Annotated in this window: 11 protein-coding genes; 5 read left to right on the top strand and 6 right to left on the bottom strand. The window is 54.4% G+C overall.

Features of this window, described 5'->3' with window-relative positions; all coding sequences use genetic code 11:
- The first annotated feature begins 26 nt into the window (after positions 1–26).
- Complete coding sequence (gene carB, locus ACWIUF_RS06400) at positions 27–3,338, top strand: carbamoyl-phosphate synthase large subunit (protein WP_448571458.1); 3,312 nt, start codon at positions 27–29, stop codon at positions 3,336–3,338.
- A gap of 246 nt (positions 3,339–3,584) precedes the next feature.
- Here carB and ACWIUF_RS06395 read toward each other — a convergent pair whose 3' ends face one another.
- Positions 3,585–7,253, bottom strand: a complete 3,669-nt coding sequence (locus ACWIUF_RS06395; protein ID WP_448571457.1) for a PAS domain-containing protein — start codon at positions 7,251–7,253, stop codon at positions 3,585–3,587.
- Between the two features lie 553 nt (positions 7,254–7,806).
- On the opposite strand from ACWIUF_RS06395, the gene ACWIUF_RS06390 reads away from it, so the two are divergent.
- The 3 genes from ACWIUF_RS06390 to ACWIUF_RS06380 all read left to right on the top strand — a co-directional run bounded on the left by ACWIUF_RS06390 (position 7,807) and on the right by ACWIUF_RS06380 (position 11,539).
- A complete protein-coding gene (locus tag ACWIUF_RS06390) occupies positions 7,807–9,255 on the top strand; it encodes a BCD family MFS transporter (protein ID WP_448571456.1) in 1,449 nt (482 codons plus the stop codon).
- A gap of 148 nt (positions 9,256–9,403) precedes the next feature.
- Positions 9,404–10,279 (top strand): inositol monophosphatase family protein, encoded by an 876-nt coding sequence (locus ACWIUF_RS06385; RefSeq protein WP_448571455.1) that lies wholly within the window; start codon positions 9,404–9,406, stop codon positions 10,277–10,279.
- A gap of 117 nt (positions 10,280–10,396) precedes the next feature.
- On the top strand, positions 10,397–11,539 hold the full coding sequence (locus ACWIUF_RS06380) for an HrcA family transcriptional regulator (RefSeq protein ID WP_448571454.1): 1,143 nt from the start codon (positions 10,397–10,399) through the stop codon (positions 11,537–11,539).
- Positions 11,540–11,619: 80 nt separating this feature from the next.
- Here ACWIUF_RS06380 and ACWIUF_RS06375 read toward each other — a convergent pair whose 3' ends face one another.
- The 3 genes from ACWIUF_RS06375 to ACWIUF_RS06365 all read right to left on the bottom strand — a co-directional run bounded on the left by ACWIUF_RS06375 (position 11,620) and on the right by ACWIUF_RS06365 (position 16,030).
- The gene (locus ACWIUF_RS06375) at positions 11,620–12,399 is read right to left on the bottom strand and encodes an exosortase-dependent surface protein XDP2 (protein WP_448571453.1); all 780 of its coding nucleotides are present in this window, start codon (positions 12,397–12,399) and stop codon (positions 11,620–11,622) included.
- Between the two features lie 370 nt (positions 12,400–12,769).
- Positions 12,770–13,522, bottom strand: coding sequence for a HEAT repeat domain-containing protein (locus tag ACWIUF_RS06370; protein ID WP_448571452.1), 753 nt, complete (start codon positions 13,520–13,522; stop codon positions 12,770–12,772).
- A gap of 258 nt (positions 13,523–13,780) precedes the next feature.
- Positions 13,781–16,030, bottom strand: coding sequence for a glycosyltransferase (locus ACWIUF_RS06365; protein ID WP_448571451.1), 2,250 nt, complete (start codon positions 16,028–16,030; stop codon positions 13,781–13,783).
- Positions 16,031–16,460: 430 nt separating this feature from the next.
- Between ACWIUF_RS06365 and fumC the strand changes: the two genes are divergently transcribed.
- Entirely contained in the window at positions 16,461–17,882 is a 1,422-nt protein-coding gene (gene fumC, locus ACWIUF_RS06360; RefSeq protein ID WP_448571450.1) for a class II fumarate hydratase, read from the top strand.
- Between the two features lie 161 nt (positions 17,883–18,043).
- Here the strand turns inward: fumC and ACWIUF_RS06355 are convergent, their stop codons facing one another.
- Together ACWIUF_RS06355 and ACWIUF_RS06350 are read right to left on the bottom strand one after the other, a co-directional pair.
- Positions 18,044–19,090 carry a hemolysin family protein gene (locus ACWIUF_RS06355; protein WP_448571449.1) on the bottom strand — a complete coding sequence of 349 codons (1,047 nt, stop codon included), beginning with the start codon at positions 19,088–19,090 and terminating at the stop codon, positions 18,044–18,046.
- Positions 19,091–19,489: 399 nt separating this feature from the next.
- Positions 19,490–21,842: beta strand repeat-containing protein (locus tag ACWIUF_RS06350; RefSeq protein ID WP_448571448.1), on the bottom strand; the 2,353-nt coding region annotated here is incomplete at its 5' end.

The following is a 21,842-nucleotide window of genomic DNA, read 5'->3' as shown; positions in this document are numbered from 1 at the left end:
AACCGCCTTGTTTGTGGAGCGAACCTATGCCCCGTCGTACCGATCTGCGTAAAATCATGCTCCTGGGTTCTGGCCCGATCGTCATCGGTCAAGCGTGTGAGTTTGACTACTCCGGTACCCAAGCCTGTAAAGCCCTGCGGGAAGAGGGCTACGAGGTCATTCTGGTGAACTCCAACCCGGCGACAATCATGACCGATCCGGAAATGGCCGATCGCACCTATATTGAGCCATTGCGGTGGGAATTGGTGGAGAAAATTATCGAGAAGGAGCGGCCCGATGCCCTCCTGCCGACGATGGGGGGACAAACGGCCCTGAACCTGGCGGTGGATTTGGCCGAGAACGGGGTGCTCGATCGCTATGGGGTGGAACTCATTGGGGCGAAACTCCCGGCGATCCAGATGGCGGAGGATCGGCAGTTATTTAAGGATGCAATGGCCCGGATTGGCGTAGCGGTCTGTCCGTCGGGCACGGCTTCCACAATGGCAGAGTCACGGGTGGTGGCCCAACAGATTGGTAGCTATCCCTTAATTATCCGTCCCGCCTTTACGATGGGGGGCACGGGCGGCGGCATTGCCTACAACCAGGAAGAATTTGAAGCCATTGCCCAATCGGGGTTAGACGCGAGTCCCGTATCCCAAATTTTGATCGAACAATCGCTGCTGGGCTGGAAGGAATACGAACTAGAGGTGATGCGCGATCTGGCGGATAACGTGGTGATTATCTGCTCGATCGAAAACCTGGACCCGATGGGGATTCATACCGGCGACTCGATCACGGTGGCTCCGGCCCAAACCCTGACGGATAAGGAATACCAGGTGTTGCGCGATGCCTCGATCCGGATTATTCGCGAGATTGGGGTGGAAACCGGGGGATCGAATATCCAGTTTGCCGTGAACCCGGAAAATGGCGACATGATCGTCATCGAAATGAACCCCCGCGTCTCCCGCAGTTCGGCCCTAGCCTCAAAGGCCACCGGGTTCCCGATCGCCAAATTTGCCGCCAAGTTAGCCGTGGGCTATACCCTCGACGAAATTCCCAACGACATCACCAAGAAAACCCCGGCCTCCTTTGAACCCACGATCGACTATGTGGTGACCAAAATCCCCCGCTTCACCTTCGAGAAATTCCCCCACACCCAGCCCTACCTGACCACGCAAATGAAATCCGTGGGTGAGGCAATGGCGATCGGGCGCACGTTCCAGGAATCCTTCCAAAAGGCCCTGCGATCGCTGGAAACGGGGCGAGCCGGATGGGGCTGCGATCGGGCGGAAACTCTGCCCAGCCTGGAACAGGTGCGGGCGGGCCTGCGGACACCGAACCCGGAACGGATCTTTACGGTACGCCATGCGTTGCTGCTGGGGATGACGGTGGAAGAAATCTACGAACTCACGGGGATTGATCCCTGGTTCCTGGATAAATTGGCCGATTTGCTGGTGACGGAAAAGCAACTCAAACGCACGATGTTGGCAGCCCTCACCCGGCAGCAATTGTTCCACGCGAAACGCCAAGGGTTCAGCGATTGCCAGATTGCCTTCGCCACGAAAACCAGCGAGGACGAAGTGCGCCGCTACCGGCAGCAGATGGGCATTGTCCCCGTCTACAAAACCGTCGATACCTGTGCGGCAGAGTTCGAGGCCCTCACGCCCTACTACTATTCCACCTACGAAGCGGGCAGTTACCAAATTAGCCCGGAGGTCACCGAGACCCATCCCCGGCCCGTCGTCGAGTCGGAGGTGTTGCCCTCCACCAAGCGCAAGGTGATGATTTTGGGCGGGGGTCCCAACCGGATTGGCCAGGGGATTGAGTTCGACTACTGTTGCTGCCATGCTTCCTTTGCCCTACGGGCCGATGGTTTCGAGACGATCATGGTCAACTCCAACCCGGAAACGGTTTCCACCGACTACGACACCAGCGATCGCCTTTATTTTGAACCCCTCACCCGCGAGGATGTACTGAATATCATTGAAGTCGAGCAACCGGAGGGGGTAATTATCCAGTTTGGTGGTCAGACACCCTTGAAGTTGGCGGTGCCGCTCCAGGCAGCGTTGGAGGCCAAGGGACCGGACTATCCCACGAAGATTTGGGGCACGTCGCCGGATTCGATCGACATTGCCGAAGACCGGGAGCGATTCGAGCAAATCCTGCGGCAGTTGAACATCCAGCAACCCCCCAATGGCCTTGCCCGCAGTTTTGAGGGCGCGCTGAACGTAGCCCAGCGGATCGGCTACCCGGTGGTGGTGCGGCCCAGCTATGTGTTGGGCGGTCGGGCAATGGAAATCGTCTACTCGGATGCGGAACTGGAGCGCTACATGACGTTTGCGGTGCAGGTGGAGCCGGATCACCCGATTTTGATTGACAAGTTCCTGGAAAATGCGACGGAAGTTGATGTAGATGCGATCGCGGACCAAACCGGACGGGTGGTGATTGGCGGCATTATGGAACACATTGAACAGGCGGGGATTCACTCCGGTGATTCGGCTTGCTCGATTCCCTCGGTGTTGCTCACCCCCAATGTGTTAAATACCATTCGCGAATGGACGGTGCAGTTGGCTAAGGCCCTGAATGTAGTGGGATTGATGAACATCCAATTTGCTGTGGTGGGGCTGGGTTCGCTGACCCCCCAGGTGTATATCCTGGAAGCCAACCCCCGTGCCTCGCGGACGGTGCCCTTTGTCTCGAAGGCGATCGGTATCCCCTTGGCGAAATTGGCCTCGCGGATTATGGCAGGTCGAACCCTGGAAGAATTGGGTTTTACAGAGGAAGTTATTCCCCGCCATGTCGCCGTCAAAGAGGCGGTCTTACCCTTCGATCGCTTCCCTGGGAGTGATGTCATTCTGGGACCCGAAATGCGATCGACGGGGGAAGTCATGGGTATTGATGCGGATTTTGGGAAGGCATTTGCCAAGGCAGAATTAGCCGCAAGTCAACGTTTGCCCCTGTCTGGAACGGTGTTTATTTCCATGAACGATCGCGATAAGGCCGCGATCGTCCCGGTTGCCAAGGAATTCATTAATCTCGGCTTCAAAATTGTGGCCACGGAGGGCACCCGGCGGGTTTTGAAGGAGCAAGGAATGCCAGTCGAGCTAATGCTGAAGTTGCATGAGGGACGGCCCAATATTATCGACGCGATCAAGAACCACACGATTCACCTGATTATCAATACGCCCACAGGGGCCACGGCCCAGGAGGACGATCGCGAAATTCGGCGATCGGCGTTGGCCTATAAAATCCCAATGATTACGACGATCGCAGGTGCTAAGGCGACGGCAGCGGCGATCCGGTCTTTGCAATCCCAACCATTACAGGTGAAGGCTTTGCAAGACTACATTGGAGTTTAGCTGCAGATCCGTTTGTAGAACTTCTCCGGCGTTAAGCTGAAAGGCTCAAGGCAAGCGATCGGTCTGCTCTATCTGGTGAGAAGGGCTAGGGTGATGCTGGCTTGCGTCTCTCACGATTAATCAGGCGCGGATTCTCCTGAAGGCTGATAGCCAGCCACTGCCGGGGGAGTGGCGTGACACGAAACCAAATCTGAAGAAATGGAACAATAAAATTTAGACTAAACTCGAAATTTTATGTTGCCTGTACTAGGTTACAAGGGGATCGTAGAATGGCAGAGTTAAGGCAAAACAGGTGTAGTGGTTCTGGCTTTCCACGTGGATTTCGCCCTGAATTCGGGTAATCATTTTTTTCACCAGTGCTAACCCTAACCCCGTGCCCCCATACTTCCAAGGATCATGCTGGGGAATGCGATAGAACCGCTCGAAAATGCGCTCCTGTTCTGCTACCGGGATTTCTACCCCACTGTTACAGATACTCACCCGTAGCTGACTCTCCTCAAGAGGTGCTGCGCGATCGCCCGATGGGGAGGGGCCGCGATCGGTAGGCGATAGCGCCCCACGCGGCATCGTGATCCGTTGACTGGTAATCGCGATCGTTTCCCCGGCGGGGGTGTACTTACAGGCATTGTTGAGCAGTTCCATAATAATCCGCTCTAGGGAAGGAATGTGGGTATTGATCGGTGGCAAGTTAGCCTCCAGCTCAAGCGCTAGGCGTTGTTGCTGCTGTTGCAGTCGTTCCTCAAAGGGCTTGATCAGTTGGGGCAACCACTCGCCCAGATCAACGGGGGTAAACACTAACGGTTCGGTTGCTGTTTCCAGACGCGAAAATTCCAGCAAATCATTGACCAGATTCATCTCCCGCCGGCATTCATTGGTCAAAATTTGGAAGTAGCGATCGACCCGCTCCGCATCCGGCTCAGTAAAGTTAGCCCTAGCCAGCAAGATCTCCAACACCTGGGTCGCCATGATGATATTGGTCATCGGGGTACGGAGTTCATGGGAGACCGTACTCAGGAAATCGTCCTTCAGTTGATTCAAACGCTCTAGTTCCGTCACCTGCTGCTGGGCCGCATGATATAGGCGCGACTGCCGCAGGGCGATCGCACACTGATTGGCCACCTGCTCCACTAGCCGAATTTGCTGTTCACTAAATTGGCGACCAGGGTGGTTATCCAAGAGCCAGAGATCCCCCAAACTGGTTTGGTTATCCTGGATCGGAACCACCAACATCAGCAGCTTGCCCAACTCCGGATCGGGCGGTAAGGGACAAAATTGTAGCGATCGCAACTGCAGGAGCGTTTCATAAATTTCGGGCCGCTCGGCCAACGGGATCGTCCGGTTCTTATAGGGCCGGGGCAAGCGGGTATATTCATAGTTCACCACCGCAATGCCGCGCTCCAAGTCATACTGGGACGCATTACAAGCACTCACCCCTAGGGCATACACCAACTCTTGCACAACCGTTTGTAGGATTTTCGCCTCATCCAGGCTGTCCCGCACATGATCGCTGATCCGCTTCAGGGTCGCTTCAAACTCAAAGGCATTGCGCAATTCCGCTGTGCGCACTTGCACCTGATGTTCCAGATCGGCATTAAACTGACGCACCTGATTGTATAACTCCGACTGCTGAATCGCGATCGCCAGCCGATCGGCAATTTGCTGGAGGAGATCCACCTCCATTGCCTGCCAAACCCGCTGCTGAGCGCAGGTATGGATAATCAACAGACCCCACAGTAGGGGCGGACCTGCTTCACTGGGGGTTAAAATCGGGGCGACTAGCTTGGACTTTACCCCTAGCTGATGCATCAATTCAGCTTGGCAGTCCCGCCAGTCGTCTTGCAACACGTCATCGACTGGGCGAGGTTGGCCCTGGCGATAAAAAGTGTGGTGATCATCACTGAAGCAGGCATCCTGCCACTGCAAGATGTCCTGTAAGGGATAGTCTGGGGTCGTGGCGACTTGGATCACCGAACCAGCCCCACTGGCATATAGCCGAAAGATCAAGGCGCGATCAACCTGGAGCACCCCCAGCACATCATTCACCGTCGTGGCCAAAATCTGGGCCAAATCGAGAGATTGGTGAATATTTTGGGTAATGGTTTTCACGAGGCGATCGCGTTCGGCCCGCTGCCAGAGGGCTATTTCTGCTCGTTTCCGCGCCGTAATATCTACTGCCGTTCCCAACATCCGGATGACCTGCCCCTGGGTATCCATAACAGCTTCCCCATGTACGGCAATGTACTTCAGGCTGCCGTCAGCACATAGAATCCGCAAATCCGTGTTGTAGCTCCCCCCCATCGCCAGACTTTGCTCAATCAGTGCTTGGTACATCGGGCGATCGTCGGGATGGACAAGGGCCAGCACGTCGGGATAACCAGGAGCGGGTTGTTGTGGGTCTAACCCCGCTATCTCAAATAACTCCTCTGACCAAGTGGTTATCCCCTGGGTGAAATCACATTCCCAACTACCAATCCGCCCAATCCGTTGCGCTTCCCGCAGACGCTCGGCCTGACGTTCAAGTTGGGCTTTGGCCTGCCAACGATCGGTGACATCCTGCCCAAAGACGGTTACTCCCAAAATGTCACCATTGGCCGCCCGGATGGGGTTAAAGTGATGGTCGCTCCAACTGACCGTCGGATTGTACAGGGATGGTCGCTCAATGCTAAACTGCTCACCCCCCAAGGCCCGATCGTAATAGCCTTGCCATTCAGCCAGGATCTCTGCTGGAATAGCGGGTGCTAGCACCGAGTCTCCTGGCTGCAAGGGGTGCCCCAACCCCTGTTCCATCATTTGCTGGAAATGGGTATTGCCAATAATTAAGCGATAGTGGTGATCGACAGCCCAAATACTTCCCGCGATATTTTCTAGTAGGGCCGAGAAGTTAGCCTCCTGCTGCCGCAGTTGTAATTCAGTTTGCTTCAGGGGCGTGATATCGCTATCAACGGCAATCACGTGCCAACAGTCTATCGCGGCATCGTATCGGGATGTGAGGATGCTTTCAATCCAGCGAATCCGACCATCCTTATGGCGGAAGCGATATTCAGTGCGAGTATCTTGGCCATGCAAGAGCTGTGCCTGGGCGGGGACAATCACCCGCTGGCGATCGCCGGGATCAACTTGGGACCACCACAACTGGGCATCCCCGATAAACTCAGTGGCTGTGTAGCCAAACACTGACGCACAGCCTTCAGAAAAGTAGTCATACTCCCAACGAGAATCTCGGTATAGGCGGAAGCTGGCAAGGGAAACCCCGGCATGGTTAAGGATATCAGTCATCGAGAGCGGAATTGCCCAAACGGGGTCAGGCGGAGTTGCCGGCAGCCTGCCGATCGCCCGATCGCCCTGATCGTCAACTGGAGGACGACGCGGATCGCTGGCTGCGTCAGGGGGCGTTGCTGGTTCCCGGCCCTGGATCAGAATTTCAATGGGTTGGCGGGTCTCCCCATCCAGAGGGGCCGACTCGGGTCTCAGGCATTGGAAAGTCCAGGTAACCCATCGCTGCGGGGCGGCTTCAACCGTTGCCCCCCCAATGGCCACTGTCTCCGTGAGGGGCTGGGGTTGGTCTTGGCTGTGGGCGATCGCCTGCTGAAAACGGGCTTGATCCGATCCCGGCAGCAATGACCACACGGGTAAACCCAGCAATTGAGCCTCCGATCGCTGAAAAAACTGACAATAGGCCCGATTGGCATAGGTAATCCGGCCATCGGTTGTACAACAACAGAGGAGGTCCGGGAGGTGGTCAAGTAGCCAACGGTAGCGATTCGTAAGGGGTACCTCTGCTAAGGTGATTGGGGGCAGAGCGGAATGGGGGGGCCAATCTGGGTGATCGGATGGGGGAGGTGTTGTGAGCGGATCTGACAGGGACTGACATAACCAATTACCAGGATCATAGGATAAAGTTGGTGGCTGATTCATCGTCAAGGGAAATAGCGCGGGAGGCAGTGAAGCGGTGGGAAATTAGGTGGTTTCCCCGCAATCAGTAACACTACGATAGCCCTCATCAGCGGACAAGAAATAGTATTTTAAAATACCTATTTCGCTAGGTTTATAATGTGGCGTGGATCAACGGCAGCGACAGCACTACCATTGCCAGAAAGATACAGACAAAGTGCTTGAACACCCTGTTCACTAGAATTTAAGGTACTTCATTCGTCCGATTGCAAACGGTGGTAGCCGCTTAAATGATCGTTATTATCACGATCGATGGCCTCGCCGCATCCTAACAAATCCTCAGCTTCCGTAGAATTTCTAGTAAAAAATATCTCTCCGCCCCCTGATCCTACCCCATCAATCGGTAGATGGCTGCTGTATACGTTGCATCCCCTTGTAGGATGGGAAATACCCCTCCCTGGGAACCGTTGGTAATTTTCTGGTTGCATATCCGTATTTCCCCAGTCCTATGGCGATTGAACCCCCTTTTGATTCCCCCTCCGTCGATTCCCAGCGCATCCCTTCTGATGAGACGGCTATGACGATGGCCCCCCTACCGATGCTGGGTTGGGTGACCATGCTGCGTTTGGGCCTATTCCAAATGGGCTTGGGCATGATGTCACTGCTCACCCTGGGCATTCTGAATCGGATCATGATTGCGGAACTGGGCATCCCAGCCGTTGTGGCTGCCAGTACGATCGCTGTCCACCAATTTATGGCCCCGGCGCGGGTCTGGTTTGGGCAACTTTCGGATGCCAGGCCGTTTTTGGGATATCACCGCACGGGCTACGTCTGGTTTGGGGCGGCCTGTTTTGTGACGGCGGCTTTCCTAGCCCTCCAGGTCAGTTGGCAGTTGGGTAATAGCCTGCAAGCCCACGGGTGGTCCCTGCAAACCTATGAGTTAGTGGGCTTATTAGCGATCGTCTTTGGGGTATATGGTCTTGCCCTCAGTGCCAGTTCCACCCCCTTTGCCGCCCTATTGGTGGATGTCTCGGAAGAACATAATCGCTCGAAGTTAGTCGGTATTGTCTGGTCCATGCTGATGGTGGGCATCATTATTGGGGCCATTGTCAGCAGCCTTCTGCTCAAACAATTGGCACCGGATGCCCCGATCGCCACGGTTCAGGCATCGGTGAATCAGCTCTTCCTCAAGGTTCTTGCCCTGGTCCTGGTCTTAGTCGTCGTGGGCACGATCGGGATTGAGAACCGCTACTCCCGTTATCGATCGCGCTCCCGCCTTGCCAACCGCGAGGACAGCATCACCCTGGGTCGCGCCCTTGAGGTCCTCACCGCCTCCCGGCAAACGGGGTTGTTTTTTACCTTCCTGTTGGTTATGACCATCAGCCTGTTTATGCAGGAACCGATCCTGGAACCCTACGCCGCCAAGGTCTTTGCGATGCCCTTGGCTGAAACGACTCGATTAAACGCCTTTTGGGGACTGGGCACCCTGATTGGCTTAAGTACAACGGGGTTTCTCGTCGTTCCCCGCTTGGGCAAGCAACGGACCACACGCCTGGGCTGCTTCGCTGTCTCCGGTTGCTTTATCCTCATTCTCTTGGCGGGGTTTACGGGGAATGCCGATCTGCTGCTGGCGGCCTTGCTGCTGTTTGGTCTGGCCTCTGGGATTACCACCACTGGCGCGATTAGTCTGATGCTGGACTTGACGATCGCGGAAACGGCAGGAACCTTCATCGGGGCTTGGGGACTGTCCCAGGCGATCGCCCGTGGGGTGGCCACGGTTATGGGGGGGAGTGTCCAAACCCTGGTGGAGCAATGGGTGGCGGTTTCCCTAGTGCCCTACGGAGCCGCCTTCACCCTGGTGGAGCAATGGGTAGCGGTTCCCCTAGTGTCCTACGGAGCCGTCTTTGTGCTCCAAGCCCTGGGAATGCTCCTGGCCGTTTGGTTTTTGCAGCGGGTGGATGTTCAGGAATTTCGCCAAGATGCCCAGCAGGCGATCGCCACGATTCTGGAAAATGAACTGGATTAACGCGTGGACGGTCATTCTCCCAATGACGGGTTGCTGGTTGGGGGCAAGCCGCCGATCCCCACCCCATGCACGGGCCTGGTTGGACCGCCCTACCGTTGCCCCCGCCTACCGAACCTAAGCTATTCAAGCTCACAAAGCACTGGATGACATGGACGATTTCTGGACGGGCATTCTCAGGTTTGCGGAAACCACCACCACCCAAGTGGGGGCGCAATTACTGGCGGATTTTGGGCAGGTGCAGGCCACCGAAAAGGCGGATGGTAGCCTCGTCACCCGTGCCGATCAGTGGGCCGATCAGGCGATCCGCACGGCGATCGCGGCGATGTTCCCGACCCATGGCGTCCTCACGGAGGAGCTGGCCCACACCTTCCCAGATCAGGACTGGTGTTGGATTGTTGATCCCCTCGATGGCACCACCAATTTTGCGCGGGGCATCCCGATCTGGGGGATCTCCCTGGGATTGCTTTACCAAGGGACCCCGGTCTTTGGCTATGTGGTCTTACCCCCCCTCCGCCAGACCTTTTATGGTTTTTGGCCCGGAGACTCTGGCCTGAACCTCACCCCTGCGGCCTACCGCAACCACCAGGCAATCCGTAGTCACCCCGATCACGCTGGGGAGGACCCCCGATTCAATACCCGTACCCATTTCTTTAACGTTTGTACCCGCAGTACCGCCGTGCTGGGGCCAGGGTTTCCCTGTAAAGTCCGAATGCTTGGGGTTGCCAGCTATAACCTGCTGTTGGTGGCAGCGGGGGTAGCCCTCGGTGGGGTGGAAGCGACCCCCAAAATCTGGGACATTGCCGGGGTCTGGCCGATCGCCCAGGCCGCTGGTGCCGTTTGGGTGCCGCTCCCTGCCGATCGCCTGTTTCCCCTATCGCCGGGACAAGACTACGGTCAACGGGCCTATCCAACCCTTTTGGTGAGCCATCCCGGTTTAGTGTCGGTCTTTTTGCCGTTTATGCAATCCCTCGGCCAAGGCGACAACAGCTCAGCAGAGGCCACTGGCGACAACAACCCCGCCTAAAAGGGGTACCGAACGTCTAATTTTATTCCCTATCCTGGGTTTTTAACGGTATCCTATTCACTATCCTGTGTTTTCAAAAATCGATATTATCCTTAAGGTACTAAGCTTGCGACCTCAATGGCTGTGCGCGTGAATCTGACCAGTCGGCAACAACACGTCCTCTGGGCAACAGTGCGGCATTATATTGCGACTGCTGAGCCAGTCGGATCAAAAGCGCTGACTGAGGAATTTAACTTTAAGGTAAGTCCAGCAACCATTCGCAATGCAATGGGGGGCCTGGAGAAGGCGGGTCTTCTCTATCAACCCCATACCTCGGCAGGTCGGGTACCCTCGGATTCGGGCTATCGGATTTATGTGGACCAATTGCTCAGACCGTCCGCAGGGCAAGCGAACCAGGTATACGCCATGTTGTCCCAACAGTTGGGCCGCCCGGGGATGGGTTTAGAAGCCCTGCTCCGGGGCGCAGCCCACCTCCTTGCCCGCCTGAGTGGGTATATTACGCTAATTACCCTACCCCAAACCTCGACGGCGACGATCCGCCACCTGCAACTGGTGCAGGTTGATCCGGGGCAGGTGATGCTGATTGTGGTGACAGATATCTATGAAACGCAATCGGTGTTGATTAATCTACCGCACTATGGCCATGAAGTGGGGCCGCTATCGGTCTCCTCTGCTCCCCCGAGTCAGGCGTATCGACCCGTACCGCCCTTTGAGTCAGATGATCCAGCGGCGATCGAGCATGAACTGCAAATTTTGTCGAATTTCCTTAACCAGCACTTGCGTGGCCAACCGTTGACAGCGCTGAGTGGGATTACCCCCCAGGGATTGGATCAGGAATTTGCCCAGTATGCCGATTTCCTGCGGATGTTGGTATCGCACCTCAAGTCACTGGCCTGCTCTTGGACGGCGGCTCCCGTGTTAATTGCGGGCGTCTCGGAGGTGTTGCGACAACCGGAGTTTTCGGAACTGGAGCAGGTACAAACACTGATGCAGTTACTAGAAGATAACCAGGCCCAGTTGTCGCCCTTAATTTTTGAAGCATCGGAGGAGTCGCCCGTCGCCGGACGAGTGACCGTGCGGATCGGTGCCGAGAATCCCCTGGAACCCATCCGCACCTGTGCGTTGGTATCGTCCACCTATCACCGTGGCTCAGTCCCGGTGGGGAGCGTCACCGTCCTTGGCCCCACCCGGATGCAGTATGAAACCGCGATCGCAGCGGTGGAGGCGGGGGCAAATTACCTATCTGAGTCCTTGCGATAAGGGGGGCGATCGTTGCCAATCCCCCCCTCACAAGGGCCATAGCTCGGAGTGCATCACCGCGATTACTGGGCACCTATGACCTAGCTCTGAACTTGCCGACGACGACGGGTATACACCAACCCCGCCCCTGCTAGTGCTAGACCAAGCATTGTGGTGGGTTCGGGGACGGCTGCTGACCCGCCGACAATCTTGAAGTCAGGGCCGTTGTAGCGGGCTTGGGACGAAACGCGAATGCTTGTGATGGGACCTGTTACCCCCAGATCGGAAAGCCGAATACCGCGTGAACCAACGGGTTGCGATTGTTCGATTTCCGTTGTGTCAATGTTGAACCCAGCGTAGTCAAAGTCGCCACTGAACAGTTCTAGGAAATTACCAATGGTATTGCCCTGAGTATCGAGTGCCTGGATGCCTAAGCGGCTGTTTTGCCCGCGTTCCCAAACAAAGAGGTGTTCGACCGCCTTGGCAAAGCTAAAGTCAATCGTGAAGGAACCGCGATCTTCCGTATCCACAATATTGTTCAGATTGAGGTTACCCAAGCTGGCCACTAACTGGGCCGCTGTGGGATCTTCAACGGCGATGCCACTGGCATTATCCCCGCGATCAGAACTGGCTGCTCCCGAATTCCCGCCGGTATAGGCGTCGTTCGCGATAATATTGGCGGCTGTGATCAGGACAAAATCCGTAAAAATCATCCCGTCAAATTCAACCGACTCCAGGAGGATATTCCCCAACGGTGGGCCACCCGTCCCGTCGGTCGTGTAGTTAGTCGTGAAGGAAAATGCTTGGGCCGGATTCAGTGAACCCACTAGGGCTGTTGCCGTTGTTGCCGCGACTAGGCTAGCTGTCAGTAAAGATTTCATTGCAATTTCGTTCCATAAACAATGTGACATTGGGGAAGTGGGATGATCCTGTGCGATGCACCGAAGAGCAACGCGGATAATCATGTTGAACACCCTAGCCTTGCCTGGTCAATGGTTCCAGGTGAGGGATGTTTCCAGCCGACCTTCCTAAGACTACCCTGGGTTGAGCGTCACTGGCTGCTTTGTGTGGGGCTTACCCAAGCTTGGACAGGACTCATCGCCCATCTAGGGTGGGCCACACTCGCATATTGATAGAACTCCCCAAATACCAGCCGACGCCTATCTCTGGGCATTGTGGCAGGTGAATCTACGGAGAGGCTAGGGCAACAGTGCTTCATCAGATAAAGTTTTGATGAAGAGTTGCCGAGAATTATAAAAATCCTTCCTGCTCCAAATCTTCGATCATTTGCAGTGCTCGCGAGTCGCCAATCTTGAGCAGCGAGGCTTTAGCGTCGGCTTGGACCCCTAGATCTGGATCTTCCACCAGGGTTTCAATCAAGGCATCGACGGCTGTGGCATAAACAACGTTGGAGGGTAATTCGCGGCAGAGTTGGCCGAGGGACCAGGCACAATTGCTGCGCACAACGGCAGTCGGATCTTTGCGTAGGGCTTCAATCAGGGGGGGGACCGCCGCGATCGTGGCCTCGTAGCTTACCGCCGACATCTGGCCCAGGGCACTGGCCGCCCACAGGCGTACTGCTGCAATATCGGTCTTCAGTGCATCGATTAAGGGCAGCAGCGATCGCTCATCATGGCAGTTACCTAAGGCCCAGACAACGCCTTTACGAACATAGCCATTCCAGTCAGCCAGTTGGGTAATGAGGGAATCAACTGCCACTGTACTGGGGTTACGCCCCAAGGCATAGGCTGCACTCACCCGCACCAGAGGACAACGATCGGCCAGCAGGTGCATGAGATGGGGAATAGCCCGTTCGTCCTGAATATCACAAAAGGCACGGGCAGCTAGCATCCGTTGTTGCGGGTCGGGAGAATCTAGCAATAGTAACATTGCCTCCGGATCAGGCTTGGGTGTCGCATCGACATCGATCGCATCCAAGTCATCCAGGGGGCTACCCAGGGCGCTGTCTGGGTCAAGAACTAGCAACTCGTCATCATCGTGCATACGTGATAATTTACAGCACGGCGGCGATCGCCGCATGACTAAGTTGACATTTCGTCGCTTGACTGCCCCTGGCCCAGGGGAGGCCCCGCTCCGGGGGGGATCAGCAATCAGAATGGGGAGACAGCAGGGAGGAGGGCAGTCTCCGTTTCGATGGGGGCAGGCGCTGCTAGGCCATTGGGTAAAAAGATGTGGGCACTCACGGCCAGCAAGGCAACCGCAAACACGAGGACGATGTTCGCAAGGCTTGACCGTACTTCATTAGAGAGGGAACGGCTGGGTAGATGTCATTTTATTTAAATGTTTGGCACCCAAAGAAACTGAGTCGGTTGCAAGTTGGTGTCGGAGTGTGAGGAAGGTGTTGAGGGTGCCGATCGGCAGCTTGGCCAGATAGGCTTCGCGATCGTTGACACCAAAACTGATCAAGAGATGCTGATTATCGGGGGTCATTGTCAGGCCACACACATATTCGACGGATTTTTCTTTGAGATAGAAAAGGGGGGAGATTTCGGCTACTTGCAGTTGTGGGTGGGGAGATTCATCGATGGGATACTGGGGTTTTAGATACACAAAGCGATGGAAATAATATCGGCGATTATTTTGCCAGATCATTTCGTGAACGATCGTCAAATACCCCGATCGGTAGGCCACCAGTTGGCTTCCGCCCCGATATCGTTGGAGGTTAAGGTCAATGCGACTTTCATGAATGCGATCGCAGTGGCCTGTTTCCAGGTCGGGTCGTAAAATTGTCAGGGGTTCCATCTGATAAATCAGATAGAGGGTATTTTGATAAATCAAGGGCATCCAATTCTTTTGGTGTTTCTCGTCCTCAACCCCATGTAGTTTCAGGACGCGATCAATGACATAGTGCTGGATTTGCCTGGGTAGGGGGTTGGTGTCGCCCCCTGGGCTATCTTGGCTCAGGACGGGAGTTAAGCGACACAGGACCATCTCGTAGCGGTTGTGGACATTCATCATCCTGGTCGCCGCTAACCCCCACAATTGCCCATCCAGTTGGATCAGGCGCATATCTTCGTAACCGATGACGGGACTAGGGTAGGTTGGGATCGGCGGGGTATTCTGTGACTCAAGCACTGCATATTCCTGCATGTGCTCGTGATCGTTAGGGTTCAATGGTTGACTATTAAAATCATCTTTTATTGTAGCAGTATCGATCGCCAGAATGTGGTTATAGGTTATCACTCTATCGTCATATTCATAGCGATTTTCTTCCAGGTGAAATGTATAGTTAACCTCGCGAACATTAATGAGATATTGATCCTGTACTGGACTAAAAATAATAGAAGGATTAGTTAATTTATACTCTGGCTTATTTTTGGAGACCGTTAAGGCTTGAAATTCAACAATGGTTTCGCGATCGGTTTCGCGATCGACATTGGGAACAAGTTGCTCCTCTAAGGATGGGATGTAAAAGAAAAGACTGCTATGAATGTTTTGACGAATCGATTCGCTAACCTGACGATCGCGATCGTGGATTAATAGCTCTGATATCAGATAACCCTTGTTTTTCTCATCAAGATAGTAGAAAAGAATACTTAACTCATATAAAAATTTATAGGCATAAACATCATGACTGACGAACAGGATATCGTCGGCGGGATAGGAAATGTTCAGACCCCATTGGGCAAATTGATAGGCCAGCTTATATTTTTTGAGCGATCGATAGTACTGGGTAATCGCATAAACAGCCTCTGCCCGTCTAGGATAGTATTCATAGGCTTCTAGATAATAGGCAAGTGCGGCTGCCCAATTGTTTCCCATTTGGTGACAGTAGCCAAGCATGTAGAGCGAATAATACATTTCCTCTCGCCAAGCTTTTTCCTTAAAGGCAAGACCCAACTCTAGGCGCTTTTTATAACAAATAATTGCCTTATCATACTGCTTTAAGTCCTTATAAGTCTGGCCGAGATAAAACCAATATCGCTCATTCTCTGGTTCCGTTTTGAGTCCGGCTTCTAGTAATTGGATATCGCGTTGGAACTTTTCGGGCCGATTGCCACCATCGCAGTATTCGATGAACTTGATGCCCGTGAGAATTTCGCGATTGGCCTGGGGAATATGCAGATATTCATGGGTGACGCCTCGGTATTCTACCTCTAAAGATCCCTTGATAATTCGAGGATTAGCATAGGTAAGTTCAGTTCCTTGATAAACCAGATAAACCTCGCTAGCCAATCGCTGTTTAAAGTTTGGATCATCTACAATCAGGACCATATCGGCATCCATGAGTAGAATATAGTCCCCTTTATTGCGGGCCTGTTTTAAGGCCACGGTACGGTTAAAACCAAAGTCTTGCCATGCTGTTCGTGTTAGCTCACCCGGAATCTGGTGCCGATCAAAGAATTCTTGAATGATATTCTCAGTGCCGTCGTTTGAACCGGTATCTGAAATTACCCAATAGTCAATATAGTCTTTCACCGAGGTCAGGGCACGCTCAATAATTTTGGCTTCATTCTTCACAATCATATTCAAACAAAGTGTGATCATCATCCAAACCCTAATTTGTTACCTTTAGAATACCTGAGAGGTGTCACAGATTGCCAGGATGAGCAGCCAATCTAATTACGAGAACCTCGAATTAATTAACAGGGGTGGCAAAGCCGATCGCCTCAACTCCTTATAATCACGTAGACACAGTTACGAAAACTGGTATTTTCGAGATGTTATTACAGCACTTCCATCCTCGGTGAGGTATAGGCAAGGAGCTTAAGCCCCTTGTTCGCAAGGCTTGACCGTACTTCATTAGAGGGGGAACGGCTGTAAATCTGATTGGTATGGTTATTATCCTCTGCTATTGTTTTAGTCCGTTGTTACGATTTATTCAGCACCCTTTTCTGGTAAATTCTTTGCATAAGCACTGTTTGCATGAATGTATGCGATCGCCTGTGAACTCGCATCCTTAACGCTTGCTACCCTAGCTATGGAACCAACCTCAACCTTCCCGCTGATGCCATCCGGAACCCGAACTGAAACTGACAGTATGGGAGAAATTGCCGTTCCCAACGATCGCTACTGGGGGGCACAGACCCAACGCTCCCTCATCCACTTTGCGATCGGCCATGATGTGATGCCACGGGAGATGATTCGGGCCTTGGGGATCTTAAAAAAGGCAGCGGCGATCGTCAATCGTGATCTAGGCAAGCTTTCAGCCGATCAGGCGGACCTGATCATTGCGGCGGCGGATGAGGTGATCGCAGGGCGCTTAGATGATCACTTCCCCCTGCGCATCTGGCAAACGGGGAGCGGCACCCAAACCAATATGAATGCGAATGAGGTGATTGCCAACCGCGCGATCGCGTTGGCGGGGGGACGGTTAGGTAGCAAAACCCCAATTCACCCGAATGATCATGTCAATATGTCCCAGTCGTCAAATGACACCTTCCCCACGGCGATGCATATTGCGGCTGTGGAGCAAATCCAACAGCGGTTGTTACCGACAGTGACGGGCCTACGAACGGCGATCGCGGCGAAAGCAGAGGCCTTTAGCAACATTGTCAAAATTGGCCGTACCCATCTGATGGATGCGGTGCCCCTAACCTTAGGGCAAGAATTTTCCGGTTATGTGGATCAACTGGATAAGGACCTGGCACGCTTACAAGCCACCCTGCCGGATTTATACGAATTGGCGATCGGGGGGACGGCAGTCGGGACCGGATTGAATACCCATCCTGCCTTTGCCGAACAGGTCGCCGCAGAAATTGCCACCCTGACGGGTTTACCCTTTGTGAGTGCCCCCAATAAATTTGCCGCTTTGGCAGCCCATGACGCGATCGTCATGACCAGTGGCGCGTTGAAAACCCTGGCCTGTTCGCTCATGAAAATTGCCAACGACTTGCGTTGGCTGGGATCAGGGCCGCGTTGTGGGTTAGGGGAATTATTGCTACCCGAAAATGAACCGGGATCGTCAATTATGCCGGGGAAAGTCAATCCCACCCAATGTGAGGCGATGACAATGGTGTGTTTGCAGGTTTTAGGCAATGATACGGCGATCGCGATGGCGGGCACCCAGGGCAATTTTGAATTGAATGTGTTCAAACCAATGATGATTTTTAACCTGCTCAATTCCATCCGCCTGTTAGCCGATGCCTGTGGTTTATTTACTGACTATTTGGTGATTGGGCTGCGACCGAATCGCGATCGAATTCAGTTTTTCCTTGATAATTCCCTCATGCTTGTGACCGCCTTAAATCCGCACATTGGTTATGATAATGCCGCCAAGGTAGCCAAGAAAGCCTACGCCGAAGGCACAACCTTACGGGAAGCCTGTGTTGCCCTGGGGTTCCTGACTGGGGATGCTTTTGATCGACTGGTGCGTCCAGAAGACATGATTCACCCCGCCTAGCAGAGAGGCGACGTGAACGAAAAACAGGTGTGGGGTAGGCACCCTGTCTGCCCCTGGGACAACCGACGGGGCTATCCCAGGTTCAATTGGTGATCTACTGAGTTACCGGGTCCCGCCCGGTTTGAATGTTCAACTGCGATCGCCATCCCTCGCCTACGCACTTAACGGGCGATGCCCGGTTCCAGGAAATTGAGCAGACGTTGGTGGCGACGGCGGGCAGCCTCTTGCAGATCGATAATACGATCGGTTTCATCGACAATCTCGCCTGTAAGGACCTCTAGCACATCCTCTAGGGTGATCACCCCCGCAACGACCCCATACTCATCCAGCACCACCGCAATATGCTCACGGGAACTGAGGAATTCCTTGAGGAGCTTATCCACACGGACAGTTTCCGGAACAAACCGTACCGGACGGGTTAGCGTCGAGATTTTGCGATTCACCTGTCCTTCCACTAACCCAGTCATCACTTCACTCTTGAGAACAATACCCAGGACATCATCCAGCGTGTCGCCAATCACAATCATGCGGGAGTGCTGCGAGGCAATCACGGGCCATTTAGCCTCAGCCAGGGTTAAATCACCGCGAATGTGGGTAATCGTGACCCGGGGCGACATCAGATCAGCCGCGATCATGTCGTTCAGGCGGAAAACCCGCTGGATCATTTCCGCTTCCCCTTCCTCGATGATGCCTTCCTGGCGGCCAATCTTAGTCAGCAGTTGGATTTCGGCCTCATTAGTCGTGAAACGCCGTTTCCCCCGCGTGAAGGGAGCCGTCACCCACTCGATCGCCAATACCAATGGCAACATCAGCACCGTTAGCCCCCTCACGGGCAAAGCAGCCAGCAGGGCGATCGGTTCGGCATAGCGTTCGCCGATCGTCTTGGGTAGAATTTCCCCAAAGACAATGATCAAAAACGTCAGCACCCCAGAGAAAATCCCCAACCAGGCATCGCCCAGCACCAAAGTGGCTAGGTGGCCAACGGTCATACTGCCCACAATGTTGAAAATGTTATTCAGGACGACGATCGTGGCGATCGGGCGGTTAATTTTTTCACGGATCGTCAGTAGGGTGATCGCCGCGAGTTTGCGGGACTGGGCAAGTTGCTGCACCTTAATCAGGGGCACCGAGAGCAGGGCTGTCTCAATCCCAGAGCAGAGGGCTGAACCCAGCAACACGATCGCAACTACGGTCAGTAGCTCAAACATACGATCCCCACGGAGGGGAATAGGTCTCCTTGTCAGTTAAGTAGAGGGAAAACGCCGAATACCATGCATAATACCCCCCGGACCTCAATACCTGAGGCCGGAGAACTTCACCATAGAGAATGCTAGGCACGGATCAGCGAGTATCAGTTAAAGAATGGGGAGTGGCAAAGGTTGGTTTCCCTATAATGGCCCATTTCCCCCAATCTGGACCAGGAAATCAAGCCCGATCGGTCATCCTGGGGCCAGTGATGGGACGCGATTAACCCACAGCGTCGTGCTGCGATCGCGAGGTACTACTCCTTAACTCTAGATCATGGGACAGAAGTAATTGTGTTTTGGGTGACGTTTGTCAGAAATCATAACGGGGCGCCAGCCAGCCAGCAGCCGCACCCTTACCCCCTAGGGCACAATTAGGGGGCCGGCTCCGTAGGAAGTGCTGTTAAGGGTCAGCGCATAGCCCGGACTCAGGGGGTAGTAAACTTCGTTTTTAGTACCCGTTGCATAAACAATCCCCAAAGAGGCGATGGTAGTACTTCCCGCCGTATTTAGGCCAAGCCCCAGAAAGGGCACCGATCCCAAATAGGCACCAACCGTGGGGAGAGCGGGTGTTGGGGGGTTCAGGGGAATTCCTTGGGCATTAAGACTGATCAGGGAACCATTGGCAAACGTAATCGCGCCGCCCGTGCGACCGGCAATTAGCAACAGCAGACCGTCCCCTGTGCCGATCGTGATATCGCCGTTGTAGGTGAAATCGCCATTACCGCCGCCGATCGCCACCCCGGCACCCAAAGCACCCACATTCGAGATATTGCCACTTGTGACCAAGAAGGTCCCCGTATGGTATTCCAGTTGAATGCCATTGCGGCCCGCGTTGGTAATGCCGAGGGTGTTAAAGGTAACATCCACGCTGGAGTTTGTGCCAACGGTAATCCCGTTATCGGCTGGGTCGGTAATGGTGGTGGCACCCGTCACCGTAAACCGACCGCTAACATTATCCAGATCAATGCCATCATCCGCTGATTTCGTCGAGGCTACGGTACTTAGCGTGATATCCGCTACCACATTGGTGAGGTCGATCGCGGCCCCCTGGTTAGCAACGATTTTGTTCGTTGTCCCCTGAATGGTGACGGTTCCCCCGGTGGTCACCCGTAGGCCATTGCCGATCGTATTCTGCATACTCATATCCACGATCGTCAGGGTCCCGACGGCACCGCCACTGATCCCCCAACCACTGGCATTCCCCACATTCACTCCCTGAATCGTGTTGTTTTGGCCTAACGTGATCCCATTCCCCGCCGCATTGTTGATGAAGGGACTCGTTCCGTTAATGGCCGGGAGCGGATTGCTAAAGGTGGGTAGGGTCAAACCGAGGAGATTTGCCAGACTGCTCCCCGCTGCACCTTGGCCAGTGAGGGTTTGGTTATTAAGTAGGGTAATGCCATTGGCATAGTTAGTCACACTGCCCGCATGGAGGAAAATATCATCCCCCGCACCGGGATTGTTGCCACCCGTCCCGTTGACCGCATTAAAGGCCGCGAGGGAGGTAAAGGGATCACTCAGCGTACCCAAGTTGGCTGAGCCGGGGGCGTTGTCGTTGATAAACCAGAGGCGATCGTTGATGGTTAATTCCACCTCTGCCGTTTCTGAACCAAAGCCATTGGCGATCGTGTAGAAGAAGGATTCATTGCCCGTAAACCCTGGAGCCGGATCGTAGGCAAAACTACCATCGGCATTCAGCAGCACCGTACTGCCACTGGCCAGGGTAATTTCATTGCCGGGAGTAGTCCCCGTCGCCGTTGCCAAACTGTTGCCAAATCCCAGTAGGGTTAGTTGATCGCCCGTATCATTACTCAGGACCCCAGAGGCAGCAGGCACCGTAATCCCCACATTCCCCAGGGAGGTGAAAGCATCATCCACCGCATCGGGCCGCTCACCCACCGCGATCGTCACCGTGGCATCATCCGACCCCTCGCTATTCGTCAAGCGATAGTCAAAGGTCAACCATCCGGTGAAGTCCGTGGGCGGGGTAAAGTCCAGCGTGCCACCAGCGGCCACCGTAGTGACAGCTAGCGACCCCCCTCCCGGCAGCACCACCGAGTCGCCAAAGGCATTGGCGGTTACCGCGCCCGCGATCGGTGCGCCTCCGGCCAACACGACATTGCCAAAGGTTCCCGTGGCTTGGGGATTCCCGATCGTATCGTTGCTCGTAAGGCTCGTACTCAGCGTGCCATTCAAGGCAATATGGAACAGGTTACTGGCTGGGGTACTGTCAGCCGGTAGGGCCGGGGTGGGATCATCTACCGCAACCGGGGCAACGAGTAGTTCCACCGTCGTAGTTGCCGTGGCTTGATTATTGGTTTCATTGGTTTCGGCGATCGCATTGGCCGGATCAACGATCGCGGTATTGTCCTTGATTCCTGCCGTCGTGGCAATAACGGGAATGGTCAAAATTGCGCTCGCGCCGCCGTTAAGAACCCCGCCGGTAAAGGTGACAGTATTTCCCGCGATCGTGGGGGTAAAACCATTGGTGGCTGTGGGCGTCCCGTTGGGCGCTAAACCTGTGGGCAGACTATCCTCAACCGTAATGTTGGTGGCCGTTCCAGTTCCCTGGTTTTGGACGGTCAGAACATAGTTAAAGCTATCGCCCTCGTTAACGGGATCGGCGCTATCGGTCTTGCCAATGATGAGGTCGATCGGCAGGGGCGGCGGTGGTGGGGGATTGCCACCACCGGGGGGATTGCCACCACCGGGG

The organism is Trichothermofontia sp., assembly GCF_053493415.1.
The sequence above is the reverse complement of the archived record's forward strand: the minus strand, read 5'-3'. Positions and strand labels throughout refer to the sequence as shown.